This window comes from Methylobacterium sp. Leaf111, from assembly GCF_001423285.1.
Lineage (GTDB): Bacteria > Pseudomonadota > Alphaproteobacteria > Rhizobiales > Beijerinckiaceae > Methylobacterium.
The window spans coordinates 177,007-196,167 of the sequence record NZ_LMNE01000034.1 but is presented as its reverse complement, the minus strand read 5'-3'; the positions used below and the strand labels follow the sequence as shown (position 1 = coordinate 196,167).

Genomic DNA, 19,161 nt, shown 5'->3' with positions numbered 1-19,161 from the left:
TCAGGTTCGGCCGATGCGCCGGGCCTTGGCGGCATCGTACCACCAGACGCTCGGCGCGCCGAGATCGTAGGTCGGCCCCTTGGCCGGGCGGCCGTAGACGTCCCAGAGGGCCAGCCGGTGATCGGCCTTGTACCACATGGGTACCCAGTAGCGGCCGGCCCGCAGCACCCGGTCGAGGGCGCGCGCGGCGTGGATCATGTCGGTGCGAGAGGTCGCCTCCGTCACCCGCTCGATCAGGGCGTCGATGGCAGGGTTCGCGATGCCCGCCAGGTTGCTCGAGCCGGGCGTGCCGGCGGCGCGCGACCCGTAGGCCTCTCGGAGTTCGGGCCCCGGCGTGAGCCCGCTGGCGAAGCGGCGGGCGGTGAGGTCGAAGTCGAAATCCTTGACCCGGGCCTGGTACTGCGACGGATCGACCAGCCGGATGCTGGCGCGGATGCCGATCAGGCCGAGGTTGCGGATGAAGGGCTGCGTCACCGGCTGGAACACCGGGTCGTTGTCGAGGAACTCAATTTCCAGCGGCTTGCCTGAGGCCAAGCGGATCACGCCGCCGTCGCGGGTGCAGCCGGCTTCCCGCAGCAGGGCCACGGCGCGGCTGAGCAGGGCGCGGTCCTGGCCCGAACCGTCTGAACTCGGCAGGCTCCAGGCCTCGCCGAAGACCTCCGCCGGCAGGTCGCCCCGCATCGGGTCGAGGAGGGCCAGCTCCTCCGGCGCCGGGCGGCCGGTGGCCTTCAGGTCCGAATTCTCGAAGTAGGAGGCCGTGCGGAGATAGGCGCCGTACATCAGGTTGGCGTTCGACCAGTTGAAGTCGAAGCACAGGCCGATCGCCTCGCGTACCCGGGGATCGCGAAAGGCCTCGCGGCGGGTGTTCATCCACCAGCCCTGCGTGCCCGAGGGACGGGCATCGGGCACCGTCTCCTTGCGGACGCGGCCCTCCTGCACGGCGGGGAAGTCGTAGCCCGTGGCCCAGACCCGGGCGGTGAACTCCTCGCGGAAGGTGAAGGCGCCGCCCTTGAAGGCCTCGAACGCGACTTGGCGATCGCGGAAATACTCGTACCGGATGGCGTCGAAATTATTCTGGCCCACATTCACCGGCAGCTCGGCGCCCCAGTAATCCTTCACCCGCTCCAGCTCGATGAAGCGGCCCGCCTCCACGCGGCCCACCTGGTAGGGCCCCGAGCCCAGGGGTGGCTCCAGGGAGGAGGCCTCGAAATCGCGCTTGGCGTAGTAGGTGGCGGAGAACACCGGCAGGGTGGCGACGAAGAGGGGCAGATCGCGGCTGCGGCCGGGCGCGAAGCGCAGGGTCACCGTGGCGTCGTCCTCGGCGACGGCCTCGGCGAGGTCGCGGATCACCTGCGAGATCTCGGGGTGGCCCTTCTCCTTCAGGAGGCGCATCGACGCCGCCACGTCATGGGCGGTGAGGCGCGCGCCATCGTGGAAGCGGGCCTGCGGCCGCAAGCTGAAGCGGTAGGTCAACCCATCCTCGGAAATCTCCACCGAGCGGGCGAGGAGCCCGTAGAGGGCGTCCGGCTCGTCGAGGGCGCGGACCATCAGCGAGTCGAAGGTCAGGTTCATGCCGGCGGCGCCGTCGCCGCGCAGGACGTAGATGTTCAGGGTGTTGAAGGTGTCGGAGGCCTGGTTGCCCAGGGTGGCGGCGAGCTGCGCCGAGAAGCGCCCCCCCCGCGGCGCGTCCGGGTTGACGTAGTCGAAGTTCGGGAAGTCGGCCGGGTATTTCAGGTCGCCGAAGCTCGACAGGCCGTGGCTGGTGCGGGCCGCCGCCCGGACGGGGGGCGGCAGCACCAGAGTCGCCCCGAGGGCACCGGCGCCTGCGACGACCGCACGCCGGGTCGGGCCGGCGCTCAACGCGGGGCCCCGGTCTTGGCCGCCAGGGCTTCGTCGTACCACCAGGTCGCGGGGAAGCCTGAGCTGCCGTATTTCGGAAGCACCGCCGGGTGCCCGAAGCGGTTCCAGCGCAGGGTGCGCGAGACGTTCGAGCCCCATTGCGGCACGACGAAGTTGTGGGCCAGCAGCACCCGGTCGAGGGCGTGAGTCGCCGCCAGCACGCCCGGGCGATCCTTCGCGAAAATTACCTTCTCCACCAGGGCGTCGACGCCTGCGTCCTTGATGCCGATGAGGTTGCGCGAGCCGGCCTTGTCGGCGGAGGCCGAACCCCAGTACTCGCGCTGCTCGTTGCCCGGGGAGAGGGATTCCGGCCACGAACTCGTGGTGATGTCGAAATCGAAGGCGCGCAGGCGGTTCTGGTACTGGGCCTGGTCGATGACCCGCAGGGTGCTGTTGATGCCGATGAGCTTCAACTGCGCCGCGTAGGGCAGCACGACCCGCTCGAACACGCTCTGGAATTCTAGGAACTCGACGGTGAGCGGCTCGCCGCTCTTGACGTCGGTCATCTGGCCGTTTCGCAGCTCGTAGCCGGCCTGCTTCAGGAGGCCGACGGCCTCGCGCAGATTGGCGCGCACCGCGTCCGGCGTGCCGTTGACGGGGTTCGTGTAGGGCGTGGTGAAGACGGAAGGAGGGACCTTGTCCTTCACGCCGTCAAGGATCGCCAGCTCGTCGCCCTGGGGCAGGCCGGACGAAGCCAACTCCGAGCCGAAATAATAGGAGTCGATCCGCTTGTAGAGGCCGAAGAACAGCGACCGGTTCATCTCCTCGAAGTTCATCGCGAGATTGAAGGCTCGGCGCACCCGCGGATCGGCGAACTTCGCCCGGCGGGTGTTCAACACGAAGGCCTGCATGTTGCCGTTGCCGCGATCCGGGAACTCCTCCTTGATCAGGCGGCCCTCCTTCACGGCGGGGAAAGTGTCGTAGGCGGTGGCCCAGTTGCGCGCCACGTTCTCGGCCCGGAAGTCGAACAGGTCGCCCTTCAGCGCCTCGATCAGCACCGTCGCGTCGCGAAAATATTCGTTGCGCATCGTGCCGAAATTGTTGCGACCGACATTCACCGGCAGGTCCTTGCCCCAGTAATCCGCCACCCGCTCGTAGGTGGCGCTGCGCCCAGCCTCGAACTTCGCCAACCGGTAGGGTCCCGAGCCCAGGGGGATCTCGAGGGTGGTCTGGGTGACGTCGCGCGACCGCCCCTGCGCGTCGGTACCGGTCCACCAGTGCCTGGGCAGCACCCGCAGCTGGCCGAGTACCTGCGGCAGCTCGCGGTTGCCGGCTTCCGAGAAGGTGAAGGTCACCTCGCGCGGGCCGGTGACGACGGCCTTGGTCACGGTCTGGTAATAGGCCGAATAGAAGGGGCTGTTCGCCTTCAGGACGTCGAAGGACCAGACCACGTCCTCCGGTGTGATCGGCTGGCCGTCATGCCAGCGGCCCCCTTCGCGCAGGCGGTAGGAAACGGCGGACAGGTCGTCGGCGAGGCGCACGCCGTCCGCCAGGAGGCCGTAGGACGTGAACGGTTCGTCGGCCGATTCCGTCATCAGGGTATCGTAGATCTGGACGATCCCGCCCTCGAGATCGCCCTTCAGACCCGAGACCACGTAGTTGAAGTTGTCGAAGCCCCCCTGAGCCCCCAGCCGCACGAGGCCGCCCTTCGGCGCGCTCGGGTCGGCATAATCGAAATGCTTGAAGTCGGGGCCGTATTTCGGTTCGCCCATCAGCGTGATCGCGGGCATCCAGGCGCCCTTCGGCGCGGCGGGATCCGGATCGGGGGCGGCCCGGGCGGGCAGGCCACAGGCCAGGAAGGCGAGGGTGGCGACGAGGCGTCCGATCAGGGCAATTCGCATCACGGGCAGGCGGTCTCCGGATTCCGGGTGCGCGGGTCCGCCGCCGCACCGGCGACGGCAGGCGGGTGTTCTAGGACGGACCGGCCGCGAACGCCAAGCCGGCGCGTGCGCGCACGGCCCCGTTCCGATTTGCGAGCGAGCGACCGCGGCGCGGCGCCTCAAGCCATAGGCCCGGTGGTATGCTTCCCATGTACGACAGAAGCGTCATGAAGGAGCCATCATGGCCCAGGACAGCGCGGTTTTGCAGGTACGGCTCGATGAGCGCTTGAAGCAGGCCTTCGCGGATGCGGCGTGGCGGGACAGCACCACCCCGTCCGGGGCGCTGCGCGCCCTCGTTCAAGCCTACGTGCGCGAGAGCCGCCGGAAGGAGGCGCGGCGGCAGAGCCGGCTGGTCGCCGCCGCGCCGGACGCGGATGAGACGGAGGCTCTGATCGCCGACGTACAAGATCTCGGGGATGCGGAATCTCGGTCGTGACCGGAGGGCAGGCGATCGTGATCCTCGCCACAAAGGGAAGCTATACGAGCAAACCGCGACCGTGCGTGGTCTTCCAGGCGGACAGCTTTCTCCACACGGACAGCCTCACGCTGTACCTGATGACGAGCGCGCGTGTGCTGGGGGGCCGATGCTCCGGATCGACGTTGAGCCGAGCCCAGCCAACGGACTTCGCGAATCCTCCCAGATCCAGGTCGACAAGATCGTCACGGTCCCGCGCGTGAAGGTCGGGAGCATCGTCGGGCGTCTGGAGGACGCCTAGATGCGCCGCCTCGAAGAAGCCGTGCAAGAATTCCTCGACCTCGACCGCTGACGCAGGGTTACCTCGAACGAAGAGGCCGGGCTCTGGCCCGACCTTGGTCACTCTCCAGATATCTCGCTCAGAGCATCTCGGTCCGCGGCGAAGACAGGCGTCTTACTGCCCGGCCGGCTTCTCAGCCGGCACGGTTGCGGCCGGAGCGGGAGGCGCGGCGGGGGCTGCCCCGACCGGCGTATCGTCGGCGGGCTTCACGGATGCCGGCTTGTTCGCCTCTTCGCCCGCGACGGTGGGCTTGGCGGCCGTCGCCGGGTTGGCGACCTCCGGCTTCTGGTCCTCGGTCGACTTGGAGGCGTCCGCAGGTTTCGGCGCCTGCTCGCGCCGCACTTCCGCCGCGGGCTTCGACTCGGGATCGGGCTTGGCCTCGGCCGGCTTGGCATCCCCGGTCTTTGCGGCGGCCGGTTTGGCCTCGGCCGGCTTGTCGCCCTCGGCCTTCTTCTCCACGGCCGGCAGCGGCGCCGGGGTATCGGCAAGGCTGTGCAGGTAAAGGATCACGTCGGCGCGCTCGGTCGGCGAGGTGATGCCCGCGAAGGCCATCTTGGTCCCGGGGACGTAGCCCTTCGGGTTGGTCAGGAAGTGGTCGAGCTCGTCGTAGGTCCAGGTGCCGCCCTTTTCCTTGAGCGCGGCCGAGTACTCGAAGCCGGGCTCGTGGGCGCGCTGGCGGTCGACGACGCCCCAGAGATGGGGGCCGACCTTGTTCGGGCCGCCCTTCTCGAAGCTGTGGCAGGAGGCGCACTTCTTGGCCGCGGCCTGGCCCTTCTCGACGGTGGCGCTGGCCAAACGGATCGGCAGGGGCTCGGCCTTCGCCTCGGGCGCGGCGCCACCGGCAGCCTTCGGCTGCGGCTCGGGCAGGGCATAGCCCGCATTGCCCGCGGGCTTGGGATGATAGATCAGCTCGGCGACGAAGCCCGACCCCACGGCGAACAGCAGCGCGCCGAGCGCGGCACCCGCGACCTTGTTCAGCTCGAAAGAGTCCATTCTCGACAACTCCGGTGCGGCCGGCCTGAGGGGGAGAATTCAGGGCGAAGTCCAGCGCGTACCTGTGCCGGACTTTGGAAACGGTCGAGGGTGCTTAGCCGCTGAAGCCCGACCTTGACAATGGCCGAGTCACGCTTCGCGTAGTCGCAGACGGGCAGGTGTCGCCGCCATCCCTCACTTCTTCAGACGCGGGCGGGCGCATCCGGTTCCCGCCTCGCCCGACGGGGCTTTCCCGGCCCGGCGCCACATCGCCAGCATGACAACCCGAGGCGCCGCTGGTAAGCACCGGCCCCAGCCGGAGCAGGGCCCAGACCGATGTCCGATCCCATCGTCCTCATTCCCGCGCGCATGGCCGCGACCCGCCTGCCCAACAAGCCGATGGCCGATCTCGCCGGAGAGCCGATGATCGTGCATGTCTGGCGCCGCGCCGTGGAGGCCGGCATCGGCCCCGTGGTGGTGGCCACCGACACGCCCGCCATCGTCGAGACCATCGAGGCCGTGGGCGGCCTTGCGGTCCTGACTCGGGCCGACCATCCCTCCGGATCGGATCGTCTGGCCGAGGCCCTGGAAATCATCGATCCGCAGGGCAACCACGACGTGGTGGTCAATGTCCAGGGCGACTTACCGACCATCGACCCGGGCATCATCGGCGCGGCGATCCTGCCGCTGGCCGACCGCTCCGTCGACATCGCCACGCTCTGCGCCATCATCACCGAGGATTCCGAGCGGCGTGATCCCAACGTGGTCAAGCTCGTCGGCCACACGGTGGGCACCCGCCGCCTGCGCGCGCTCTACTTCACCCGCGCCGAGGCGCCCTGGGGGGAGGGGCCGCTCTACCATCACATCGGACTCTACGCATATCGCCGGAAGGCGCTCGCCCGCTTCATGGCCCTGCCGCCCGGCGAGCTCGAGACCCGCGAGAGGCTGGAGCAGCTCCGCGCCCTCGAGGCCGGGATGCGCATCGACGCCATCGTCGTCGACGACCTGCCTCTGGGTGTCGACACCCCCGCCGACCTTGCGCGCGCCCGCGCCATCCTGTCGGCCCGCCGCCTGAACTGAAGCGCCCCGGAAAGACCAGCCCGCATGCCCCAGCACATCGTCTCCTACCAGGGCGAGCCCGGCGCGAACTCCCACATCATCTGCGCCCAGGCCTATCCGGACTGGACCCCGCTGCCGTGCCCGACCTTCGAGGACGCCTTCGCGGCCGTGAAGGAGGGCCGCGCGACGCGGGCGATGATACCCATCGAGAACTCGATCGCCGGCCGGGTGGCGGACATCCACCACCTGATCCCGACCTCGGGCCTGCATATCGTCGCCGAGCACTTCCTGCCGATCCATTTCCAGCTGATGGTCTTGCCCGGCACGTCCGTGGCGCAGATTCGGACGGTGCACAGCCACGTCCACGCCCTCGGGCAGTGCCGCAAGATCATCCGGCGTCTCGGCGTCCGCCCCATCGTGGCCGGGGACACGGCGGGCGCCGCCCGCGAGGTGGCGGAGGCGGGCGATCCCACGCGCGGCGCTCTCGCCCCCGCGCTGGCGGCCGAGGTCTACGGCCTCGACATCCTGGAGCACGACGTCGAGGACGAGAGCCACAACACCACCCGCTTCGTCGTGTTCTCGCCCGAGCCCGAGCCGGTCTCGCCCGAGGCCGGCCCGATGGTCACGAGCTTCGTGTTCCGGGTCCGCAACATTCCGGCGGCCCTCTACAAGGCGCTGGGCGGCTTCGCGACGAACGGCGTGAACATGTCGAAACTCGAGAGCTACATGGTCGACGGCCAGTTCGTCGCGACCCAGTTCTACGCCGAGGTGGATGGCCATCCGGAGGAGCCGGGCCTGTCGCGGGCGCTGGCCGAACTCGGATACTTCTCGCGCGAATTGCGGATCATCGGGACCTACCCGGCGCATCCCTACCGTGAGGCGAGCCGCATCGCCGCGGAATAGGGGCTCCGCCCCGTCGCTCCCTTGGCAAGGGCAGGATCGCACCGGGGCCGGCCGCCGCTATGCCGCGGCGGATGACCCTCGTGGCCGTTCCGCGGGCCGGGGCCGCGCGTTCGGTGTGCGGCAGCCAACCCATGGGCATCCTCCCACAACCGGCACGATGATACACGGCGCCAGCCGCCGCGCGAGGTCCGGTCACCGTCGCACGTCCGAACCGACATTTTATTCCCTGGTATATTGCATACAAAGAAATTTGATGCATCCTGGCAGGATCGGGGCGAACAATCCGATCGAGAAGGAATTCGGGATGGAACGTCAGGACTCACCGTCCGCCAAGTGGTGGCAACTCGCCTTCGGCGTGCTCTGCATGGCGATGATCGCCAACCTCCAGTACGGGTGGACTCTGTTCGTCGACCCCATCGACACCAAGTTTCACTGGGGCCGGGCGGCGATCCAATTCGCATTCACCATCTTCGTGGCCACCGAAACCTGGCTGGTGCCGGTCGAAGCCTGGTTCGTCGACCGCTACGGCCCCCGCATCGTGGTCTGCTTCGGCGGCATCATGATCGCCCTGGCGTGGTTCCTGAACGCCCACGCCGATTCCCTCTTTCTGCTCTATGCGGCGGCCGTCATCGGCGGCATCGGCGCGGGGTCCGTCTACGGCACCTGCGTCGGCAACGCCCTGAAGTGGTTCCCTCATCGCCGCGGCCTCGCCGCCGGCGCCACCGCGGCCGGCTTCGGTGCGGGCGCGGCCGTCACGGTGGTCCCGATCGCCAAGATGATCGCCACCAACGGCTACCAAGATGCGTTCCTGTTCTTCGGACTGGGTCAGGGGGCCATCGTGGTCCTCCTCTCGTTCTTCCTGCGCAAGCCGTCCCAGGCCGTGCCGGTCCAGCGCAAGACCCTGCGCCTGCCGCAGGCCAAGGTCGATCGCACGCCGCGCGAGGTGGTGCGCACCCCCGTCTTCTGGCTGATGTACGTGATCTTCGTGATGGTCGCCTCCGGCGGGCTGATGGCGGCCGCGCAGATCGCGCCGATCGCCCACGACTTCAAGGTCGCGGACGTCCCCGTCAGCCTGTTCGGACTGCAGATGGCAGCGCTCACCTTCGCGATCTCCCTCGACCGCATCTTTGACGGCTTCGGACGCCCGTTCTTCGGCTTCGTCTCCGACAATCTCGGGCGCGAGAACACCATGTTCATCGCCTTCTCGATCGCCGCCCTGGCGATCATCACCCTCCTGACCTATGGCACGTATCCGCTGGTCTTCGTGTTCGCCACGGCGGTGTATTTCGGCGTCTTCGGCGAGATCTACTCGCTGTTCCCGGCGACCTGCGGCGACACCTTCGGTTCGAAGTTCGCCACGACGAATGCCGGCCTGCTCTACACCGCGAAGGGCTCCGCCGCGTTCCTGGTGCCGATCGCCAGCGTCATCTCGGCCAAGTACGGCTGGTCGGCGGTGTTTTCGATCATCATCGGCCTCAACGTCGTGGCGGCGATCCTGGCGATGTTCGTGCTCAAGCCCCTGCGCCTGCGCTACCTGAACGACGAGACCGTCCCGATTCCCGTCGCGGCCCGGCCTGCCCAGGCCGCCTGACGCGCGGGCCGTCCCGCGTCCCGCGGGCGTCGACGTCCGATCGGCCGAATGCGTGCCGATCGGGCGATGGATCGAACCGACGGTCGGATCGAGGTCGAGGCCGTCCTGGAACCGAGGTTGTCCATGAACATTGCGGCGGCACTCACCCTCCAGACGCTCCCGTTCGCCGGCATCGTCCTGGCCGGTCGCGACGACCAATATCTCTTTGCAGTCGTGTATCTCGGTGCGGTGGGCCTGATCCTGACGCTGATCATCCTCACCGGCGAAAGTCCGAGCGACGTCTCGTCCTTCGCCACGGATCTCGAAAGCCTGTCCGTCAACTGATTGCTGCGTCGCGAAATCCATCGCGACCGAGACAAGCGTCTTCGCACGGGAATCCGGTCAGCCCTGTAGGATGGACGATTGAGCGATGCGGACGTCGCGGGGCGACGGTCCTTGAGACGGAGGGGCGGTCCCAGCCCTGCGTCGACGGCATAAGTGGTGTGTAGAATTCAGTATACCAACGGAAATGGTGCGGTGCCATATCAGGTGCAACGCAATCGCCCTGGAACACCACCGATGATCGCTCTTCTCGTCCTCGCCGCCGTCGCTCTCAACGTCTCGCTGGTCTTCGTGGCCGCGAACCTCCTGACGCCGAACAACGGCCCGCTTTCCAATTCCGGCCGCTTCATCGCCAGCAACGAGAACGCCCCGTCGACGATCCGCCTCGCCGCCTGAGGCGATCCCGCCGGGCGTCCACGCCCTGGGGAACGGTCCATGAAAAGCCCGCCCGGCCCGGCCGCGGCGGGTTTTTCGTGCCCGGCTATTCGCGTTTGATGATCCGGTCCACCACGAGGTCGGACCAGAAGCCGGGGCGGAACGAGCGCTTCAGCGCCTCGGGATCGTATTCGGTCTCGACCCAGGTCAGGAAATCCAGGCCCTTGGGCTCGCCCTCCCGGCGGTAGAGCGCGAAGAACGCGTCGAGGATCCCGGTCTTGGCGAACCGGAAATGGCCGTAGCGGGCCGAGAGCTGGCCCATGGCCTCCGATACCGGCAGGCCCTCGTGCAGGATGAGGTAGAGCGCCGCCGCGAGGCCGGCGCGGTCCGCGCCCGACTTGCAGTGCATCATCGCCGGGTACGCGACCCCGTCGAAGAACGCCTTGGCGGCCAGGATGGTCTCCCGCGAGGGCGCCTCCCGCGAGCGCAGCACGAACTCCACCAGGGTCAGGCCCTGCCGCTCGCAGGCCTCGCGCTGGAGCGGCCAGGAGCCGTGCTCGCGCCCGCCGCGCAGGGAGATCACGGTGCGGACCCCCTGGCGCTTGAACCAGGCCAACTGGTGCGGCGTCGGTTGGGCGGAGCGCCACAGCTTGCCCGCGCCGATCCGGTGGCGATTCAGGTAGGCGAGGCGGAACACCCCGTGATCCACCAGCAGCATGTTCGCCCAGGCCTTGGCCCGCGAGACCGGGCCGGCGATCGGGCGCTCGAAGCGCGCGATCCGCGCCATGCGCCGGGCGTAGCGGGTCTCGTACGAGAGGAAACGGTTGAACACGGGGACGGTGGGACCGCTCTGTCGGGGACGGGGAGGGGCTGATCTACCAGTGCGCGGCGGCCGCGGCAAACGCGCTGTGGAGAGCGGGGAGCAACCGGCATCGACCTTGCGTTGGTCCCCGTCGCCTTGTCTTCGCCCGGATCGTCGCCTCCGATGCGGTAGTCGACACCGATTGCGAACCGTCCATCGTCTTCATCGAGCGCGGGGATCCGTCATGCGAACGAGCACCACCAGCATCCGCCGCGCCCGTCCGGCCGACGCCGACCCCCTGGCGGACCTGTTCGACGAGACCTGGCGCGAGGCCTACCGGGGGATCATCCCCGGGGTCGCCCTGGAGCGGATGATCGCGCAGCGCAGTTCGCAGTGGTGGCTCGGGGCCACCCAGCGCAGTCGACCCCTCGTGGTGGTCGAGCAGGCGAGCACCATCGTCGGCTACGCGGTCTACGGACCGGCGCGGGGCCGCATCCTGCAGGCACCCGGCGAGATCGATGAGCTCTACATCCGCCCGGCCTACCAGGGTCTCGGGCTCGGCCGCCGCCTGTTCCGGGCGGTTTCCAACGACCTGGCCGACCACGGCCTGACCCGGGTCGGGGTCTGGGCGCTCGAAGGGAACGAGCGGGCCTGCGCCTTCTATGCCGGGCTCGGCGGCATCGCGATCGGCCAGGCCGTCGACCGGATGGCCGGAACGGTTCTGCCCAAGGTCGGTTTCCGATTCAGCTGACTTCACCGAAGCCTGCGCCGCTCCTGCGGTCCGGCTCGGCAAGTCGGATCCTCGGGCGAGCGAGCGGGACGACGGATGAGCGTGACGGCGGCGGATTGGGACAGGCGGGTCACGGACCTCAGCGCGAAGCTGCCGGACCGCATGCGCCGCGCCGTGGACTGGCTGCGCGAGCCGTCGCGGATCTGGGTCCGTCTCCTGGCGGCGATCCTCTTCATCCTCGGCGGCATCTTCTCGATCCTGCCGATCCTCGGCCTGTGGATGCTGCCTCTGGGTCTCGCCCTCTTGAGTCAGGACGTGCCCGCCCTGAAGGTTCCCCTGGAGCACGCGGCCCGCTGGATCGAGCGCATGGTCCAGCGCCTCGCCGCGGCCTGGCGCCGGCGCTTCGGTCCCTCGGACCGGCCCTGAAACGCGCCCGACAATTTCGTGCAAACGTCGCCGCCCGCCGCACGGTACGATTTCCTTCGCGGCGGAAGGGCCTTAAGACACCCGGCAACGGGGCCGGAATGCCCCTGCTTGCGGGAGCACACATATGATCATCGACGCGGTCTCGATCGGCAAGAATCCGCCTGACGACGTGAACGTCATCATCGAGGTACCGATCGGTGGCGACCCGATCAAGTACGAGATGGACAAGGAGGCCGGCGCCCTGGTGGTCGACCGCTTCCTCTATACGGCGATGCACTACCCGGGCAATTACGGCTTCATTCCGCACACCCTGTCGGGCGACGGCGATCCCTGCGACGTGCTGGTGGCCAACACCCGCGCCATCGCCCCCGGCGCCATCATCAGCGCCCGTCCGATCGGCGTCCTCGTGATGGAGGATAATTCCGGCGAGGACGAGAAGATCATCGCCGTGCCGTCGCGCCACCTGACCATGCGCTACGATCGGATCGAGAACTACACCGACCTTCCCGACATCACGATCCACCAGATCCAGCACTTCTTCGAGCACTACAAGGATCTCGAGCCCGGCAAGTGGGTCAAGATCAAGCGCTGGGGCGGCAAGGACGAGGCGCACCGCCTGATCCTCGAGGGCATCGAGCGCGAGAAGGCCAGCAAGGCCGCCAAGGGCAAGTAACGGCCCCCGGCACGTCGATCCTCGGAGACCGGCAATTCGCAGCACGGCGGTCCCTTCCTGGCGGAAGGGGCCGCCGTTTCGCGTCTCAGAGCGCCTCGCCGCGCATCAGCCGGGGCTGCGGTCCGCGCGCAGCGGCCGCCTCGCCGATGAACAGCCGCTTCAAGCCGGGAAGCCGATCGACCAGGCCGAGGCCGACATCGCGGGCGAGGCGCAGCGGCGTCACGTCGTTGGAGAAGAGGCGGTTGAGCCCGTCCGTCACCGCCCCCATCGCCACGGTGTCGAAGCGGCGCGCCCGCTCGTAGCGCTTGAGCACGTCCGGGCTTCCCGGATCGAGACCGAGGCGGAGGGCGTCGGTCACCGCCTCCGCCAGCACCGCCGCGCCGGCGAGGCCCAGGTTCAGGCCCTGGCCGGCGATCGGGTGGATGACGTGCGCGGCATCGCCCAGGAGCGCCAGGCGCTCGCCCCGGAAGCTGCGGGCCATGCCGAAGGCGAGGGGATGCGCGCTCGGGCCCCGCTCCAGTGCCAGGCGCCCGAGGTTGAGGCCGAATCGGCGCTCGATCTCCGCCAGGGTCTCGTCGGGGCCGCCTCCGGTCAGGGCCGGCACGTCGGCCGATCGCTCCGTCCACACGATGGACGAGCGGTGCCCGAGGGCGCCCCCGTCCACCAGGGGCAGGATGGCGAAGGGGCCGCTGGGCAGGAAGTGCTCGTAGGCCCGGCCCGCATGGTCGCGCTCGTGCCCGATCGTGGCGACGAGCCCCATCTGCGGATAGGACCAGCCGACCCAGCCGATCTTCGCGGCCTCGCGCAGGCGCGAGCGCGCCCCGTCCGCGGCGACCAGGAGCGCAGCCTCCAGCACGCGTCCGTCGGCAAGCGCGATGCGGGTGGTGCCGCCGGCGGGCGTGGCCTCGAGAAGGCCGGTGGGTTCGAAGAGCACCCCGGCCGCCTCGGCCGCCGCGAGCAACGCGGCCACGAGGGGCTCGGCCTCGACCATATGGGCGAAGGGCGCGCCGGCCTCCGCCTCCTGCGCGAAGGTGAGGAAGACCGGGCGCACCGGGTCCGACAGGCGGCTGTCGCTCACCACCATGTCGTGGATCGGCTGCGCCGCCCCCTGCACCGCATCCCAGATGCCGAGGCGCGCGAACATGCGCCGGCCGCCGGCCGCCACCGCGTAGGCTCGCCCGGCATGGCGCGCCGCCCCGGCGCTCAGAGCGGGATCGCAGACCGTGACCGTCAAGGCCGGGCCGTTGGCCTGGGCCAGCGCAAGGGCGAGCGTCAGGCCGGGAATGCCGGCGCCGGCGATGACCACGCTGCGCCGGTTTCCGCGCTTCTCCGATCCGTCCATGCCGATCCCCGCCGCCCTCGCTGCCAGGGAGGGAGTGCCATTCCCCGGCGCCGGGGGCAACGCGCGGCGTCAGGGATCGGGCCCGCGCCATCGTCGCTGGGGCCGGTCGCCGAAATTGGCCCGAAGCCGTGCCATCCGATCCTCGCGATCCGATCCTTGCCATCGGAATGGTTCACATGTGAAGGATCGCCCGTGGCGCCGCGGCGCCCACCCAGCCCGGAGATCGCCGGGCGACCAGGGAAGCGGCATGACCGGCATCGTCACCGAACTCCTCGACATCCTCGACCTGAAGAGCCTGGAGCCGGATCTCTACCGGGGCGAGAGCCTGCAGACGGGCTGGTTCCGGGTATTCGGCGGGCAGGTCGTGGCGCAGGCGCTGGTGGCGGCGACCCGTACGGTGCCGGAGACCCGGCCGCCGCACTCGCTCCACGCCTACTTCCTCCTCGGCGGCGATCCGAAGGCCCCCATCGACTACGCGGTGGAGCGCATCCGCGACGGCCGCAGCTTCACCACCCGCCGCGTCGTCGCGCACCAGCACGGCCGGGCGATCTTCGCGATGTCGGTCTCCTTCCATGACGCGGAGGCGGGCGCGACCCATCAGGCGACCATGCCGGACGTGGCTCCCCCGGAGGAGGTGCCGGAGGCGCCTGCCGCCACCGCCGACGCCGCCCGGCGCGGGCTCGCGATCCCGGCGCCGATCCTCTCCTATTTCGGCCGGCGCCGGCCCATCGAGCTGCGGCCCGTCGAGATCGAGCGCTACCTGCGCCGGGCTCCGCGGGAGCCGCGCTTCCACGTCTGGATGCGCGCCGTCGACCGCCTGCCCGACGATCCGGCGATCCACCGCGCCGTCCTCGCCTACGCCTCTGACATGACGCTCCTCGACGCCACCCTGATCCCGCACGGCCAGACCGTGTTCGACCCGGAGATCCAGTCGGCGAGCCTCGACCACGCCCTCTGGTTCCACCGGCCGTTCCGGGCCGACGACTGGCTGCTCTACGCCCAGGACAGCCCGAGCGCCGACGGGGCCCGGGGCTTCGCACGCGGTCAGATCTTCACGCGCGACGGCACCCTCGTGGCGTCCGTGGCCCAGGAAGGCATGATCCGGCCGCGCCGCGCCGAGGCCTGACAGGCTCGGCGCAACCGGCGAAAAACGCCTGCGCCGTGCACGAATTGCCTGCCTGATCGGCTCTGTGCCTAATCTGCGGGCAAACTTGGCCGTCGAAACGCCGCGTCATGAGTCAGTGACCGGATACTTCTTGGGCAGATGTGGGTTCGGCAAAAAAGTTCCGTTGGCATAGTCCTTGAATATGGGTGCGGGTGAACGGGTCGGAAGCGGCCCGGGCGCACCGGCCGGTCCGATCGTGTCGCGACGCTTGCGTGCGCCGGCCGGTGGCCTCCACGCGCGCATGTGTCTGTCCACTCGGTTCACCTCGTCGAACTCAACTCGTAGCTTAAGGGGGCGTCGCCCATGAAAATCGTGATGGCCATCATCAAGCCGTTCAAGCTGGAGGAGGTCCGCGACGCTCTGACCGGCATCGGCGTCCACGGCCTGACCGTGACCGAGGTGAAAGGCTACGGACGCCAAAAGGGCCACACCGAGATCTACCGGGGCGCCGAGTACGCCGTGAGCTTCCTGCCCAAGCTCAAGATCGAGGTGGCCGTGGCCTCCGATCTGGTCGCGAGCGTGATCGACGCGATCGCGGCCGCCGCCCGCACGGGCCAGATCGGCGACGGCAAGATCTTCGTCGTGCCCCTCGAGAAGGCCGTCCGCATCCGCACCGGCGAGACCGACGTCGACGCCCTCTGAGGCGACCGCCTGTCCGGACGATCGCGTCCGGGCGCCCCTGACACGTCCCCTTCACATCAACATCGCACCGCGATCGGGAGTCTCGTTTCCATGAAGCTTCGCAATGCCCTGGCGCTCGGGCTGGGGGGTGCCGCGCTGGCACTCCTGTTCATCGAGCCATCCCTTGCGCAGACGCCCACGGCGGAGGCCGTGACGGCCGCCGCGAGCGCCGCGCCCGTCCCGAACAAGGGCGACACCGCCTGGATGCTCATCTCCAGCGCCCTGGTGCTGCTGATGGTTGTGCCCGGCCTCGCCCTGTTCTACGGCGGCCTCGTTCGCACCAAGAACATGCTCTCCGTCCTGACGCAGGTCTTCGCCATCGCCTGCATCTCCTGCCTGCTGTTCGTGATCTTCGGCTACAGCCTCGCCTTCACCAACGGCGGCGGCCTCAACGACTTCGTCGGCGGCCTGTCCAAGGCCTTCCTGAAGGGTATCGACGCGAACTCCACCGTCGCCACCTTCTCGAACGGCGTCGTGATCCCCGAATACGTCTACATCTGCTTCCAGATGACGTTCGCGATGATCACCCCGGCCCTCATCGTCGGCGCCTTCGCCGAGCGGATGAAGTTCTCGGCCCTGGTCGTGTTCATGATCCTCTGGACCACGCTGATCTACTTCCCGATGGCGCACATGGTCTGGTACTGGGGTGGCCCGGACGCGGTCGGCAACGCCGCCAAGGCGCTGGCCGCCGCCACCGACGACGCCTCGAAGGCGACCGCCCAGGCGGCCCTCGACGCGGTGAACGCCGATGCCGGCCTGCTCTTCAAGTGGGGCGCCCTCGACTTCGCCGGCGGCACCGTGGTGCACATCAACGCCGGGATCGCGGGATTCGTCGGCTGCCTCATGCTCGGCAAGCGCATCGGCTACGGCCGTGACCTGCTCGCCCCGCACTCCCTGACCATGACGGCGATCGGCGCGTCGCTCCTCTGGGTGGGTTGGTTCGGCTTCAACGCCGGCTCGAACCTCGAGTCCAACGGCACCGCCGCCATGGCCATGCTCAACACCTTCGTGGCCACCGCCGCCGCAGCCCTCTCCTGGCTGTTCGTGGAGTGGATGCTGAAGGGCAAGCCGTCCCTCCTCGGCATGCTGTCGGGCGCCATCGCCGGCCTCGTGGCCGTCACCCCGGCCGCCGGCTTCGCCGGCCCGATGGGCTCGATCATCCTCGGCCTCGTCGCCGGCGCGGTCTGCTTCATCATGTGCTCCACGGTGAAGAACGCCCTCGGCTACGACGACTCCCTCGACGTGTTCGGCGTCCACTGCATCGGCGGCATCCTAGGCGCCATCGCCACGGGCCTGCTCGTGAACCCGGACTTCGGCGGCGTCGGCCTGCCCGACTACACCTCCAAGCCCGGTGAACTCGCGGTCGGCGCCTACGAGACCAGCGCCGCCCTGATGAGCCAGATCAAGGCCGTCGGCTTCACCATCGTCTGGTCGGGTGTCGGCTCCGCCATCCTGTACAAGCTCGTCGATCTCACCATCGGCCTGCGCGTCACCCAGGACGAGGAGCGCGAGGGCCTCGACATCGCCGATCACGGCGAGCGCGCCTACAACTACTGAGCCATACGACGCCCCCGGGCGTCGGACGGAAAGGCCCCGGTCCCCGCGACCGGGGCCTTTCTCGTTCCGGCCCCCCCCCGGTCGAGCGCGCTCTGCGCAGGCGTCCCGCGGCCTCACGGGGCCGTGAGACGGGACCTGCCCGGTCGCGCGCCACCTGCCCGCGAAGCGCCCACCGCACCGGAATGACTCGATGCCGGAGCGACCCAGGGAAGGACGGCATTGCAACGGTGCGCGCAGGGAAGTCTCAACCTTAGCCAGCCGTTAACTCCGGCGACGCTACCGTCGCCGGACAGTTCCCCATCGTGTCTGGTACCGCATGCGCTCGCTTCGCCGTTCCGCATCGCCCTACGATACTTTCGTCGACAGCTTTCGCCCGTTCCTGGCCAAGCGAATGACGGAGTTGGGCGGTCTCGTGCTGTTTGCCGGTGCCACCGCGCTGACGGTCGCCCTGGCGACGTGGTCGATCGACGATCCGAGCCTCAACCACGCCACCGACCACCCGGCCCACAACGTCCTGGGCACCGGCGGCGCCGTGGTCTCGGACCTGGCGATGCAGCTCCTGGGGCTCGGCTCCCTGGCCTTCGTGCTGCCCCCGGCGCTCTGGGGCATCCAGTTGATGCGCACGCGGGCGCTGCCCCGGGGCGGCCTGCGCCTGACCCTGTGGATCATCGGATTCTTCGCCGCGAGCGCGGTGGCGAGCGCGCTGCCCTCGACGGCGCGCTGGCCCCTGCCCACCGGCCTCGGCGGCGTCGCCGGCGACGGGCTGATGCATGCCGCCCGCACGATGCTCGGGATCGTGGCGACCCCGTTCCGCGCCTTCGCGGGCTTCCTCTTCGCCGGCGTCGCGATCCTGTGCCTCACGGGGGCCTGCCGGGTCGGCGAGCTCGATGCGGAGGATCTCGACGCCTACGACGCGCCGCCGGCCCCCGTGCGCCAGCCCGCGCGCGGCCGGCCCGACGCCAGCCAGGACGGACGCTACGAGGACGACGAGCCGAGCCTGGGCATCGTCTCCCTCGGGGCGATGGCGCAGGCCCTGATGGGCGGGCGCACGGCCCTGGCGGCGCGCATCGCCGATTGGCGCGCCGAGCGCGCGGCCGCCGCCACAGCGCTCGCCTATGCGGGCGCCTCGCCGGCCCTCGCCGCGCAGCGCGCCTTCGCGGCCCCTGAGGACGCCCCCTGGGCGACCCACGCCCCCGATGCCCGGGTGGCCTCGTCGGACGGCCGGCGCGAGCCGGTCTTCGACGCGCCGCCGCAGGCGCCGTCCGCGTCGCGGCGCCCTCCGGTGCCCGTGCATCACGGCGACGAGGAGGCCGACAACACGGACGAGGTCGAGGCCGCGCCCGTCGAGGCCGCCGCGCCGGCGCGCTCCCGGGTGGCGCCCGCGGCCCCGCCGCCCGTCCCGGCCGCCGCCCGTCGCGCGGCTCCGCCCCAACCCCTGAATGCCGAGAACTACCGGCATCCCGCCCTGGAGCTCCTCGCCGACGCGCCGCGCCTGCCCGCCTCGAGCCAGATCTCGTCGGAGGCCCTGGAGCAGAACGCCACCCTGCTGGAGGCGACCCTCAGCGACTTCGGCGTGCGCGGCGACATCCTAGCCGTGCGTCCCGGACCCGTCGTCACCCTCTACGAGCTGGAGCCGGCGCCCGGCACCAAGTCGAGCCGCGTGATCTCGCTCGCCGACGACATCGCCCGCTCGATGTCGGCGGTCTCCGCCCGCGTCGCCGTGGTCCCCGGCCGCAACGCCATCGGCATCGAGCTGCCGAACGCCCGGCGCGAGACGGTGTACTTGCGCGAATTGCTGGCCTCCGCCGATTTCGCCGAGACCAAGCAGAGCCTTGCCCTGTGCCTGGGCAAGAACATCGGCGGCGAGCCGATCATCGCGGATCTGGCCAAGATGCCCCACCTGCTGGTGGCCGGCACCACGGGCTCGGGCAAGTCCGTGGCCATCAACACCATGATCCTGTCGCTCCTCTACCGGATGAAGCCGGAGGAGTGCCGCCTGATCATGACGCTCGACGGTCCGCTCTTCATGN

At 69.6% G+C, this 19,161-nt stretch carries 18 protein-coding genes and 1 pseudogene; 14 read left to right on the top strand and 5 right to left on the bottom strand.

Annotated elements, in window-relative coordinates; genetic code table 11:
* Together ASF41_RS16020 and ASF41_RS16015 are read right to left on the bottom strand one after the other, a co-directional pair.
* Positions 1-1,860, bottom strand: coding sequence for an extracellular solute-binding protein (locus tag ASF41_RS16020; protein WP_056494882.1), 1,860 nt, complete (start codon positions 1,858-1,860; stop codon positions 1-3).
* Positions 1,857-3,740 carry an extracellular solute-binding protein gene (locus tag ASF41_RS16015; protein ID WP_056494879.1) on the bottom strand — a complete coding sequence of 628 codons (1,884 nt, stop codon included), beginning with the start codon at positions 3,738-3,740 and terminating at the stop codon, positions 1,857-1,859. Before ASF41_RS16015 ends, ASF41_RS16020 begins: the two co-directional genes overlap by 4 nt.
* A gap of 220 nt (positions 3,741-3,960) precedes the next feature.
* On the opposite strand from ASF41_RS16015, the gene ASF41_RS16010 reads away from it, so the two are divergent.
* Complete coding sequence (locus tag ASF41_RS16010; RefSeq protein ID WP_056494876.1) at positions 3,961-4,215, top strand: hypothetical protein; 255 nt, start codon at positions 3,961-3,963, stop codon at positions 4,213-4,215.
* 148 nt (positions 4,216-4,363) lie between these two features.
* Entirely contained in the window at positions 4,364-4,495 is a 132-nt protein-coding gene (locus tag ASF41_RS26470; protein WP_280138149.1) for a hypothetical protein, read from the top strand.
* Positions 4,496-4,648: 153 nt separating this feature from the next.
* On the opposite strand, the gene ASF41_RS24060 is transcribed toward ASF41_RS26470, so the two are convergent.
* Entirely contained in the window at positions 4,649-5,527 is an 879-nt protein-coding gene (locus ASF41_RS24060) for a cytochrome c family protein (protein WP_082504587.1), read from the bottom strand.
* A 315-nt stretch (positions 5,528-5,842) separates the two neighbouring features.
* Here ASF41_RS24060 and ASF41_RS15995 point away from each other — a divergent pair, with 315 nt between their 5' ends.
* The 5 genes from ASF41_RS15995 (at position 5,843) to ASF41_RS25060 (ending at position 9,776) form a co-directional block, all read left to right on the top strand.
* The gene (locus ASF41_RS15995) at positions 5,843-6,586 is read left to right on the top strand and encodes a 3-deoxy-manno-octulosonate cytidylyltransferase (RefSeq protein ID WP_056381552.1); all 744 of its coding nucleotides are present in this window, start codon (positions 5,843-5,845) and stop codon (positions 6,584-6,586) included.
* Between the two features lie 24 nt (positions 6,587-6,610).
* Positions 6,611-7,468 (top strand): prephenate dehydratase, encoded by an 858-nt coding sequence (locus ASF41_RS15990; protein WP_056212528.1) that lies wholly within the window; start codon positions 6,611-6,613, stop codon positions 7,466-7,468.
* A 304-nt stretch (positions 7,469-7,772) separates the two neighbouring features.
* Positions 7,773-9,059, top strand: a complete 1,287-nt coding sequence (gene oxlT, locus ASF41_RS15985) for an oxalate/formate MFS antiporter (protein ID WP_056495045.1) — start codon at positions 7,773-7,775, stop codon at positions 9,057-9,059.
* Positions 9,060-9,125: 66 nt separating this feature from the next.
* On the top strand, positions 9,126-9,383 hold the full coding sequence (locus tag ASF41_RS15980; RefSeq protein WP_244479676.1) for a hypothetical protein: 258 nt from the start codon (positions 9,126-9,128) through the stop codon (positions 9,381-9,383).
* Between the two features lie 234 nt (positions 9,384-9,617).
* On the top strand, positions 9,618-9,776 hold the full coding sequence (locus ASF41_RS25060; protein ID WP_156389716.1) for a hypothetical protein: 159 nt from the start codon (positions 9,618-9,620) through the stop codon (positions 9,774-9,776).
* Positions 9,777-9,861: 85 nt separating this feature from the next.
* Here the strand turns inward: ASF41_RS25060 and ASF41_RS15975 are convergent, their stop codons facing one another.
* Complete coding sequence (locus ASF41_RS15975) at positions 9,862-10,587, bottom strand: fused DSP-PTPase phosphatase/NAD kinase-like protein (RefSeq protein ID WP_056352996.1); 726 nt, start codon at positions 10,585-10,587, stop codon at positions 9,862-9,864.
* A 214-nt stretch (positions 10,588-10,801) separates the two neighbouring features.
* Here ASF41_RS15975 and ASF41_RS15970 point away from each other — a divergent pair, with 214 nt between their 5' ends.
* The 3 genes from ASF41_RS15970 (at position 10,802) to ppa (ending at position 12,386) form a co-directional block, all read left to right on the top strand.
* Entirely contained in the window at positions 10,802-11,308 is a 507-nt protein-coding gene (locus tag ASF41_RS15970; protein ID WP_056270834.1) for a GNAT family N-acetyltransferase, read from the top strand.
* Positions 11,309-11,383: 75 nt separating this feature from the next.
* Positions 11,384-11,713, top strand: coding sequence for a hypothetical protein (locus tag ASF41_RS15965; RefSeq protein ID WP_056352998.1), 330 nt, complete (start codon positions 11,384-11,386; stop codon positions 11,711-11,713).
* A 124-nt stretch (positions 11,714-11,837) separates the two neighbouring features.
* Complete coding sequence (gene ppa, locus ASF41_RS15960) at positions 11,838-12,386, top strand: inorganic diphosphatase (protein WP_056212520.1); 549 nt, start codon at positions 11,838-11,840, stop codon at positions 12,384-12,386.
* 85 nt (positions 12,387-12,471) lie between these two features.
* Here ppa and ASF41_RS15955 read toward each other — a convergent pair whose 3' ends face one another.
* A complete protein-coding gene (locus tag ASF41_RS15955; protein WP_056494873.1) occupies positions 12,472-13,728 on the bottom strand; it encodes an FAD-dependent monooxygenase in 1,257 nt (418 codons plus the stop codon).
* Positions 13,729-13,975: 247 nt separating this feature from the next.
* Here ASF41_RS15955 and tesB point away from each other — a divergent pair, with 247 nt between their 5' ends.
* The 4 genes and pseudogenes from tesB to ASF41_RS15935 all read left to right on the top strand — a co-directional run.
* Positions 13,976-14,854, top strand: a complete 879-nt coding sequence (gene tesB, locus ASF41_RS15950; RefSeq protein WP_056353003.1) for an acyl-CoA thioesterase II — start codon at positions 13,976-13,978, stop codon at positions 14,852-14,854.
* A 342-nt stretch (positions 14,855-15,196) separates the two neighbouring features.
* Positions 15,197-15,535, top strand: coding sequence for a P-II family nitrogen regulator (locus ASF41_RS15945; protein WP_055948310.1), 339 nt, complete (start codon positions 15,197-15,199; stop codon positions 15,533-15,535).
* 90 nt (positions 15,536-15,625) lie between these two features.
* Entirely contained in the window at positions 15,626-17,131 is a 1,506-nt protein-coding gene (locus ASF41_RS15940; RefSeq protein ID WP_056212514.1) for an ammonium transporter, read from the top strand.
* A gap of 316 nt (positions 17,132-17,447) precedes the next feature.
* Positions 17,448-19,160: pseudogene (locus ASF41_RS15935) on the top strand (DNA translocase FtsK 4TM domain-containing protein); the annotation flags it as partial.
* Position 19,161: the final 1 nt, after the last annotated feature.